Origin of the sequence: Streptomyces sp. NPDC001231 (genome assembly GCF_042896885.1) — a bacterium.
Lineage (GTDB): Bacteria > Actinomycetota > Actinomycetes > Streptomycetales > Streptomycetaceae > Streptomyces.
In genome coordinates this window covers 150,226-159,604 of sequence record NZ_JBIAXS010000018.1, presented here as the reverse complement: position 1 = coordinate 159,604, position 9,379 = coordinate 150,226, and the positions used below count along the sequence as shown (strand labels likewise).

The window sequence follows — 9,379 nt, the reverse complement described above, 5'->3', positions numbered from 1 at the left end:
TTACAAGGCCGGTTGCATCGCGTACCTGGCCCTCAGGTCCTCGGCCACCATCTGCGAGGCCGGCTTCCGGCCGGGCCTGCGGGGAGGCTCGGGCGGTGTCCGGTCCGCGGGGCGGGACGTTGTCCGCTCACCGTCGTCCCGGTTCTTGCCCAGTGGTGCGACGACAGGTACGGCGTCAGGGTTCTGCGCCTCCGCCGGGTCCGGGGGCAGCGGCTGCTCCTCGCCCTTGCCCTCGCTCTCGTCCTCGGCCGGATCGGGGTGGGCTGGACGGTCCAGCGGGCTGTCCTGGCCGTCCTCGTCCACGACCAGGGTGTGCACGTCGGGCGCGTCACCGTACTGAGCGATGATGCGTTCCCACACCGCCGACGACGGACCGGTCCGGCCGTGCACCCCAGCTTTCCCGCCGGACAAGGCGGAGAGGTCGATCAGGGCATGCCGTGCCTCGACCGGTGTCAGGCCGGCGCCCTTCATCAGCGCCACGCACTGGGCGGTGACCTCGGTGAGCGTGGGCCTGTCCTCGGGAGCATGGGCAAGCATCGCGGTGACCAGCGGGGTGAGCGCCGCGGGCAGCCCGGAGAGGTCCGGCGGCTGGGTCTCGTCGGTCACCTTGGCGACGATCGCCGGCCAGCCGTTGCCCTCGTACGGGTAGTGGCCGGTCGCCGCGTACAGCAGGACCGTGCCCAGGCCGTACACGTCGGCCGGGGCCTTCACCCGGGAACGGCCGAGCGCCTGCTCTGGCGGCATGCAGCGCACCGTGCCGACGATCATGCCTTCCTGGGTGAGCGTGTCCTTGCCCGCGTCCATGAACGCGCCGAGCCCGAAGTCGATCAGGATCGGGCCGTACTCGCCGAGCATGACGTTCTGCGGCTTGAGGTCGCGGTGCAGCAGATCGACGGCATGCACCGCCTCTAGGCCCTCGGCGAGCAGCGCGCCAAGGCTGGCGACCAGCGGCACCGGGAGGGTTCCGGCGTGCTCCACCTGCTCTTGGACGGTCCGGCCGGGCACGTATTCGACGGCCATCCACGGCTGGTCGGCGTACGGGTCGGCGTCGAGGAAGCGGGCCACCCTGTTGGTCCCGACGACCGTCCGGGCGATCAGTGCCTCTTTCTCGAAGCGCGCTCTGGTCGCCTGGTCGAGCCTGTCGTTCCTGATCACCTTCACGGCGACGGGGTCACCACCGGGTGAGTAGGCCAGATAGACCTGCCCCATGCCCCCCGCGCCCAGCTCGCGCTCGACCGTGTACCGGCCGATGTGCGTGGGCACCTCACTCATATCTTCCGCGTCACCCTCTCGTGCCAGGCTGTCCAGGCACGTCCCACTTTCACCGAAGGTTCACCCTATCGCTGCGGTTGGAGTGCCGACAGGGGCTGTCATCGCTTGACATGCGAGGAGCGTCGGACCGACGACCGGATCCCGGCCGTGCTCACCGTACGCAGCCCCGTAACCGCCGGCCGAAGGACATCAGCCCCCGCATATCCCCCGGCGGCAGCGGGCCCTCGTCGAAGTGAGCGATCCGATTCCTGATCGCCTGCACTCGCTGGAGGTGATGGAGAATCTGGCCGTGGTCCAGCGACGGACGGCCGAGGCGGCCCAGTTCGCGTCCGTGCCCTGGGCCAGGGCGGGTTTCCTCTGCTGGGCGCCAAAGTGGAGCAAGCTCAGTGCTGAGCGTCTCCAGCAGTAAGGGAAGTAGCAGGTCAACAGGGGTCTCACACTACCCGGCTGTGATTCTCCTCGTACGATGCACTTCACGGGAGAGATCTTGGACTGCTCGCGGAGGGGCTCGCAGCGAATGATGGGCGCGGACGACACTGTCGAGGCATTGGTCGAGGCATTTCGCACCGACCGTCAGCGCTTGCGGAAAGCCCTCACGAGGCTCGCAGACGGCCGGGCGACGCAGCAGGAGCGAGTAGCGCTGCGTCATCCGGAACTGCGGGCGCTGCGCCAGGGAGCACTGGCGTACCTTCAGGCCGAAGCCCGCGGAGCCGAACTCGTTGGGCACCTGGGCAAGAAGAACCAGGACGAGCGCCGCGCGCTCGCGGCCAGGCTCGACTCGCTCCGGAAACTGAGTAATACCCCGCTTCCACATGCGGACGGTGGAGAGCCCAGGCCTTTGAGGCTGCCCCTGGCACATCGCGCCTTCGTCAAAGTGTGCGGCTCGGCTGTCGAGCAGGAACTTGCAGCGATGGGCCAGGAGAAGGGTCTCGGCCTCGCCGCGTTCACGCCGCCGTCCCGGGACCTGTGGCGCTGGGCCGCGGACAACGGTTGGGTAAGGAACTCCCTCCCGCCCCGCGCAAGCCGCCTGCGCACCATTCCGGCGGAAGACTTTCTCCAGGAAGTCCTCCAGGACGCGGACGAACCGCACCTCAGCATGATGCACCCCGCCGTGGTGGAGCGTAGGGCCGCGGCATCCCGCAAGGTGACCGAAGTCCGCGGCTTCGACGTCCAAGAGGCATTTCAGCAGGCCAAGCGACTGCTCCGGGCAAGAGCCGATCGTCATCAGGTCAAGCAGGCCGTGACTGAGCTGCGTCGCGCCGCTGCGGCCCACGCTCGAGCGGAGGAACGCAACGCCGAGGCGCTCGTGCTGTATCAGGACCTCAAAGCGCAGTTCGACGAGTCCGGCACCATGCCGTCGACTGCGTACCAGCAAGCCTGGCACGCTTGCGTGCCCAGGGCCGTCGCCTGGGCCACCAGCCGCGAACCGGGACTGTGGCAGCGCGTCGAAGCAGCTGCGGCCACCCATAGTCTGCGGACCGGACACATAAGCAGGGAATCCTGTCGTCACTGTGTCGGGTCGGTCCTGGCCATCCTGTCGGAGCCAAAGCGGCAGCCAAAGCGGGCTGCCAGATCTGTACCGGTATCGGAAGTCGCCAAAGCCCAGACCGAGCCGTTGCGGACGCTGTCACCCGTACCGGGCGAGCGGCTGGTGGTGACCTCTGGCGCCTACCGGGCAGACGGCGAGGCCGCGGGCGTGGCGTGGGTATGCGACGACGGCCGCAAGGGGAGCAGCCGAATCGATGCCGGCTCTCACGTCGACGCTGAGATCCTGGCCATAGTCGAGGCCGTGACAGCCCTGGCGTCCGAAGGGCCGCTGTTCATCGCAAGCGGCGAGCCACTCGCCGTTCGTGCCGTTGGGCTGGTCCTGAGGTCCAGCCATCTGCCCATGGACAAGCCCTACCGAAAAGTCTCCTCTGTCGCCCGTCAACAGCTGGCCGTCCTCGCCGAGTCAACAGCCGAGATCCGCGTAGCGCACACCGGCTCCCGATGGAAGTCGAAACGAAAGGCAGCCGGCCGTTCCGCGCGGGCCGTCCTCCAGCCCCTGCCCGCGGCTAAAAGCAAGAAGACAGCCACGACTGCCGAGGTCCAAGCCTCAGACCCGACGATACTGCTCGGCGTCGACGCGGACCTCGGACAGCCCTACGGCCTGAACGTCAAGGAGGATCAGATCACCTGGTCCCAACCGGTGACAGCACAGCACCTCGCCGAAGGCTGGGTGCCGATGCCTGGACATGTTGGCGGCGTGTTCGACGACCTGACGCAGTTCGCAGACAAGATCAAGCTGCGTGTCCACCACGACGGCCTTACGTTGAGGACCATCCCCGGGCAGCAGCGAGTCCAATTGCAGACCACCCCGAGAGGCCGACGCCTGTCCAACGTCTCCTGGCCGAGCAACCTCAGCCCCGGGACACTCCTGCACTGTACGTGGCGTCGGGGCAGCTGGGAGCTGAAATTCGCCACCAAGCCGTTGAAGCTCCCGATCAGTGCAGACGGGAACTGGCTCACCCACGAGTACGACCTTCGAGTACTCACCCGAGACGGCCTCGGCGTCACCGCTTTGGACGGCCTGTCCCAGCGGCAGTTGGTGATACGCACACTGCGAGGGCTCGGCTACCTCGACGAACACGGCCGAGCACTCCTGGCCAAGGAAGACCTGGTCCGAAACGTCCTGAACGACGCCATGGCACACCGACAGAAAACGACGGTGCAGAGGGTGGAGGGGGCCATTCAGGACCTTCTCAGCAGCGGTCGAGTGACCGAGGTCCAGGGCAGCCGGAATCGCATCGGACACCTCAGGTATCCACCGCGCGCCGGCGAACCCAAGGTAAACCTGCTGTGCTGGACCCCATCAGCGCCACGGCCGCATCACGACGAGCCAGAGAGCGAAGGAGGACTCCCGGAGCACCTGCTCGGCAGGCACGGTGTTCGGGGGCACCTGAGGAAGATCGACGGTGATGCGTCCCCGGAAGCAGCCGATGCCTTCCGCCGCGACTACGACCTCACCCGTCTCGTCGGCAGCAATGTCCTGCCCGCCGGAACGACCTACGTCCGTCAGCACGAACGAGGCAAGTGAGGGGCACATCCGGATCTTCCCCGAGTTGCTCCGTGAGCTCGCGTCGCCACAGATGACCGCGTACGAGCTGGAGGAGAAACTCGCGAATCTCCACCGCTCCCCGCGCCCCAAGCCCCGGTTCGTCTGGGACCCCGCCGCGTGCGCCGCGCGCTGTGCGGCCTCCCATACCGGGTCCTCCTCGCAGATGGTCTTGAGATAGAACTGCTGACGGGGACTCAGGGCCTGCCAGATCGCGGCGTATTCGGCGGCCATGTCCTTCCTTCCTGCTCCTCAGGGCATCCGTGCTCGGACGCTGTCACAGTCCGATTCCGTCGGTGGCGTTGTCCTCCCAGCACTCGCCCCCGTCGGCGTACTCCCAGAACACCGGGCTCTTCTTCGACCAACCGCCCTGGGCGCGCACCGAGACCCGCGTGATCAAGGTACTGACCGTTACCGAGCTCGGTGTGAACTTCCCCCACGCCGCCCAGACCTCCGCATCGTCCTCCACCGCACCAAACTAAGCCCAGCAAACGTAGCCGCGAGACGGGCTACGTGGTCACCGACCTGACCAGCAGGCAGGCTTCCCCAGAGCGCCTCACAAAGATCGATTGCCTGCACTGGGAAATCGAGAATCGGCTCCATTTCGTCCGCTACACCGCCTTCCGCGAGGACGCCTCCAAAATCTGCATCCGGCGAGGTCCGGAGAACATAGCCACCCTGCGCAGCTTCGCCATCAGCCGGCTCCGCGCGGCAGGCCACACGAACATCGCTGCCACACCAAAGGAGATGGGTTTGCGTCCCTACGAGCGGCCCCTCGCTCTCCTCAGTCTCGGCTGACTTGCACCAAAACCAAGATCATGAGGATTCTGCAATCGCCCTGCCCACCGATTGGTGTCGATGTCCCGCAGTTTCCATTTTCTGGCGCGCTGGAAGCGGGTTCGAAGGCGGACTGGCCAGACAGCCCAAGAGGGACGCCATCCGCCGGGAATCCTGCCCCTCCGGCACAGCTTGGAGAGGAGCTGCGCCGGCAGTTCGCGAGACTGCGCAGCAGTCGAACACGTGGTTGAGTATTTCGCGCATCAGTTCGCGTCAAGAAGTGCGTTGTCAGTGGGGTCCTGTATACCGGTCGGCTATGAGTGTTGCTCAGGAAGCGGCTGCGTGCCCCTCCGGCCGTACGCAGCCGCGATCGGTTGACGACGCCTCCCCAGCTGACCTCGATTCGTCAGTGGGGTTCGGTTGCTGATCGGTCCGGCGGTTCGCCCGTAATGTCCTCTGCCGGTTGAGGGCGGGCCGTCGCGTGACGCCGCGGTTGCGCCGGGTTCCACGGGCCCGGAGACTGCGGGTTGTCCTCCTTCCTGGTCCTTGTGGGGGGCGGGTGCCGGCGGTCAGGTGGCGGCCGGAAGCTGGGTGAGCCTGCTCCAGCTGGTGGTGAACGCCGATGCCCAGGGCCAGGTCCGCTCGATGCGCAGGCAGCGGCGGCGGGCGTGGCGGGCCAGGCGGGCGGGCAGGTGGTAGAGGCGAAAACGCATGGTGTCCGGCTCGGCGTCCGCCAGGTCCTCGCGGTCGTGCAGGGTCAGCAGCCGCAGCCAGGCGTCGAGATCTCCACGCCCTTGAGGGCAAAGCCGGACTTCTCGCCGCCGCGCACGAAGTCGTGGATGGTCGACAGCCGCTGGAGCCCGTCGACGACGCGCATGGCGCCGTCAGCGTCCTCGGCGAAGTAGAAGGCGGGCAGCGGAATCTGGAGCAGCACCGACTCGATCAGGCGTGACTTCTGCCCGAGCTTCCACACCCGGCCTCGCTGGAAGTCGGGCGCGAGCTCCAGCGTCCCGTCGTCGATCATGTCGAGGGCGTTGCGCAGCGAGAACTGCTTGCTGTTGACCCTGATCTGCTCCGGCTTCCAGGGCCGGTCGATCTCGGGCGGCGAGACGTCACTCTCGCTCTCCTCCTCGACATCCAGGCCGCCTTCGACGGAGTACTCCTCCTTGATCTGCGACAGGTCTGTGGTCTCCGGGCTCGTCATGCAAGTGATCGTAACCGGCGGGGCGCGCCCTTGTGAGGGTCCCGCTCAGAAGCGGAAGCCGAAGAGCCCGCCGTCGTCGTACCTGTCGTTGAGCCGCACGCTCAGCAGGTGCGGTGAGGCGTCGAAGCCCAGGTGCTCCGCCTTCTGGAGGTCGTCGGAGTTGAGGGTGGCGATGTACTGCATGCCTTCGCGTTCCGTCACCTCGGCGGCCAGCTCCAGGGCCCTGCGCACCTGGCGGGCGTCGACGCCGTCGAAGAGGTGGCTGTCGTGCACCAGGAAGTCGGGTCCGCGGCCGTGCCGGTGCGCGACCACCGCGGTGGTGAGGTCGAAACAGAAGATCACCATGTTGCCGATGCCGCGGCTGTCGTCGCTGTCCACGTGCGGGACGATCTTCAGACTGCTGGGGCCCGCGTCGAACTCCAGGTAGGCCAGTCTGCCGGGCTCGTAGAGCCGTTGCGCGAACTCGGAGAAGAGCACGGTGGCCTCGTCGGTCTGCCGGGCGCGCTCGTCCAAATCGCTCTTCAGCGCGGTCTGGAGCTGGAGGCGCTTCGCCTTGATCTCCAGTGCGCCGGCCTCCAGTGTCTGTGCGGCCTCGTAGCGGTGCCGCAACGCCTCGACGAACGCCTGTTTCTGCGCGAGGGCCTGCTGCAACGCGGTCAGGGCCTCCAGGGCTCCGCCCTCGTCGAGGGTGTGCAGCACCCTTTCCAGTTCGGTTCCCAGCACCTCCCGCTCGGCCGCCCGCTGCGCGAGCCGCGCCTCGATCGTCTGAATCTCCTCCGCGAGATAACGCCTGCGGTTGCGGACGATCGACTCGTGAAAGCCCTTGACGTCGGTGAACCGGCGCTTGACCTGGTCTCCGAGAAGGATCCCCAGCTCGCGGTAGACCGGTTCGAGGTAGCGCACATCGTGGTCGGTCGCCTCCGTCACAGCGGCCTTGAGGTCGGACAGGTTGCGGCGGTCGACGGCGTCCTGGGCGTTGGACGAACGGATGCCGCGGTCGATGTCGTCGGCCCGGTGCTTGAGCTCCTCGTACTGCGGTACGACGCGGAAGGCCTTGACCTGTTCCTCTAGGCGCCGCACCTCCTCCTCGGCGATGGTGATCTGCCCCCGCAGCTCGGACGTGCTGCCGACGATCCGCCCCCACACCGGGTCGTTGACGGCCTGCCGCAGCTGACGCCGGGTCGCCTCACGCGCCGAGATTTCGCGGTACCCGGCGGCCAGCTTCCAGTCCAGCCCCAGGAGATACGCGAGGTTGGCCGCGGCGTCCGCCTCCGGCTGCTGGCCGTTGGTACGGGTCGGCGTGTTGAAGGCGTGGCTGGAGACGCGCCGGATCAGGAAGGACAGCATTGTGCGGCCGCTGAGCCCCTTGTGCTCACCCCGCAGGCCGAACAGCTTCTCCTCGATGAGTCTCGTCCACTCGACAGTGGCGATCTCGACCGGCCCGCCGACGGAGAAGATGGCGTCGGTGTCCGGCTCGGGCCGTTGGTCCAGCAGCACGGTCTCGGGCCGCACCCCGCGCCGCCGCACGGTGAGACGGCCGCCCTCGGCCCCGGGCCAGTCGAGCTCCAGGCCTAAGAAAATGTCCCGCAACTGCTTGCGAGCGGCCACATGTTTCTTGTCGGCCCGTGCGCCGAGCAGGAAGTGCAGCAGCTCCACCATGCTGGACTTGCCGGTGCCGTTGCGGCTGTCCTTGTCGCTGGAATCCGCAGCGGTCTCGGCGACGAGAAGGTTAAGGCCGGAGCCGAAGTCGAGGCTGCGGAACCGCGGGTCGTCGGCGGTCAGTCGGCGCAGCATCAGGGCCTCCGGGGCATCAACAGATCGTCACGGAGTTCAACAGCGCCGAGGGCGTGCAGGACATCCAGTGCGAGCACAAACCATCCGAAGGAGACCGGAGAGCGGTGGCCGAGGGCGAGACGGCGGTCCTTGAGCCGCGCCCAGGCCTGACTGACGGTGAGCGGGCCGTCAAGCTCCTGGAGGATCTGAGCGCCCACGGTGAGCAGCGCCCGATCGGGGCTGATGCCCTTGGTCGGGGTGAGCATGTCAGTGCGCTCCCGATATCTGCAGCGCGTCGTCGGACGTCCATCCGTCCGGCGGGTTCTCGAAAACATGACAGCGCTCGAAGAAGTAGGCAAGCACCACCCAGCCGGCCTTGAGCTGCGCCAGATGCTGGAGGCGGTTTCCGTGGATGTAGAGCTGGAGGTCCAGCAGCACGTCGGCGGGGTCGGTATGCCTCGCCCGCGAGGCCCGGTACTCCCCGGTGAAACCCGCGGCTACCTCGTCCTCCTCGAACGGATCGTTGAGACCCGCGTAGTAATCCGCGACCAGCCAGGTCTGCCGCAATCCGGTGACGAGTTCGTCCTTCTCGTCACCGGTCACCCTGTTGAAGTCGATCTTCTGCTCGTTGACCGGGTCCAGGGCCATCAGCGGGTTGGCGGACCGGCGGCGCTCCTTGAGGCTGTCGAGCAGCCGGGCGACCTCGGCCTCCATGCTGATCCCGAAGACCTGCGCCTCGATCGGTATGTCACAGCCGAGCAGATCCTCCACTATTTCCCGGGGGTGCGGTAACAACTCCGTCCATAGCTTCCTCGGGCCGATCTGCTCGAACCCGATGCCGGGGTGGTCGTTGCGCGCCTCGGCCAGGCAGGTGGCCAGCTCGGGGTGCACACCGTGAGGGTCGTTGTGGACGAAGACGAATGTACGGAATTGATCGGGGCGCTGACGGAGCGCCGACTCCAGGTCCTTGCGGAACTTCTTGCGGATCTCGGCGGCTTTGAAGGAGCCAGGCGCGTAGCAGGCGTACAGCTTCTCCGCGTGCAGGCTCAGTCCGTCGGAGCCTTGGTCGCCGAGTTGACCGTAGGTGCGGACGTCGACGAAGTCCGGATGGCTGACGCACATCAGGTTGTGGAAGAACGTCTCGAAGGACTCGCCGTGCAGGTCAGCCAGCTTTTCCCGAAACTTTAATTTGGCGTACGCCCGCTGCGCACCGCTGTCCATGGTCCCCACCCCTCGTGCACTGCCTCGGCCGCCGTACG

9 protein-coding genes are annotated in these 9,379 nt (G+C 67.1%); 2 read left to right on the top strand and 7 right to left on the bottom strand.

The window, feature by feature from the left end:
• On the bottom strand, nt 1–1,272 hold the full coding sequence (locus ACFY3J_RS22680; protein WP_390841621.1) for a serine/threonine-protein kinase: 1,272 nt from the start codon (nt 1,270–1,272) through the stop codon (nt 1–3).
• A 517-nt stretch (nt 1,273–1,789) separates the two neighbouring features.
• Here ACFY3J_RS22680 and ACFY3J_RS22675 point away from each other — a divergent pair.
• Nucleotides 1,790–4,348: a hypothetical protein gene (locus tag ACFY3J_RS22675; RefSeq protein WP_390841620.1), complete on the top strand. Its 2,559-nt coding sequence runs from the start codon at nt 1,790–1,792 to the stop codon at nt 4,346–4,348.
• Between the two features lie 295 nt (nt 4,349–4,643).
• Here ACFY3J_RS22675 and ACFY3J_RS22670 read toward each other — a convergent pair whose 3' ends face one another.
• Nucleotides 4,644–4,766: a hypothetical protein gene (locus tag ACFY3J_RS22670; RefSeq protein WP_390841619.1), complete on the bottom strand. Its 123-nt coding sequence runs from the start codon at nt 4,764–4,766 to the stop codon at nt 4,644–4,646.
• A 113-nt stretch (nt 4,767–4,879) separates the two neighbouring features.
• Here ACFY3J_RS22670 and ACFY3J_RS22665 point away from each other — a divergent pair, with 113 nt between their 5' ends.
• A complete protein-coding gene (locus ACFY3J_RS22665) occupies nt 4,880–5,164 on the top strand; it encodes a hypothetical protein (RefSeq protein WP_390841618.1) in 285 nt (94 codons plus the stop codon).
• 548 nt (nt 5,165–5,712) lie between these two features.
• Here ACFY3J_RS22665 and ACFY3J_RS22660 read toward each other — a convergent pair.
• The 5 genes from ACFY3J_RS22660 to ACFY3J_RS22640 are packed head-to-tail and all read right to left on the bottom strand — an operon-like array spanning nt 5,713 to nt 9,341.
• Nucleotides 5,713–5,856, bottom strand: coding sequence for a hypothetical protein (locus ACFY3J_RS22660; protein ID WP_390841617.1), 144 nt, complete (start codon nt 5,854–5,856; stop codon nt 5,713–5,715).
• A gap of 44 nt (nt 5,857–5,900) precedes the next feature.
• Nucleotides 5,901–6,347, bottom strand: a complete 447-nt coding sequence (locus tag ACFY3J_RS22655) for a DUF262 domain-containing protein (protein WP_390841616.1) — start codon at nt 6,345–6,347, stop codon at nt 5,901–5,903.
• A gap of 45 nt (nt 6,348–6,392) precedes the next feature.
• Nucleotides 6,393–8,141, bottom strand: coding sequence for an ABC-three component system protein (locus ACFY3J_RS22650; RefSeq protein WP_390841615.1), 1,749 nt, complete (start codon nt 8,139–8,141; stop codon nt 6,393–6,395).
• Nucleotides 8,141–8,386 (bottom strand): ABC-three component system middle component 6, encoded by a 246-nt coding sequence (locus tag ACFY3J_RS22645; protein ID WP_384713803.1) that lies wholly within the window; start codon nt 8,384–8,386, stop codon nt 8,141–8,143. The genes ACFY3J_RS22650 and ACFY3J_RS22645 overlap by 1 nt, the downstream gene beginning before the upstream one ends.
• 1 nt (nt 8,387) lies before the next feature.
• A complete protein-coding gene (locus ACFY3J_RS22640; protein ID WP_390841614.1) occupies nt 8,388–9,341 on the bottom strand; it encodes an ABC-three component system protein in 954 nt (317 codons plus the stop codon).
• Between the last annotated feature and the right edge of the window lie 38 nt (nt 9,342–9,379).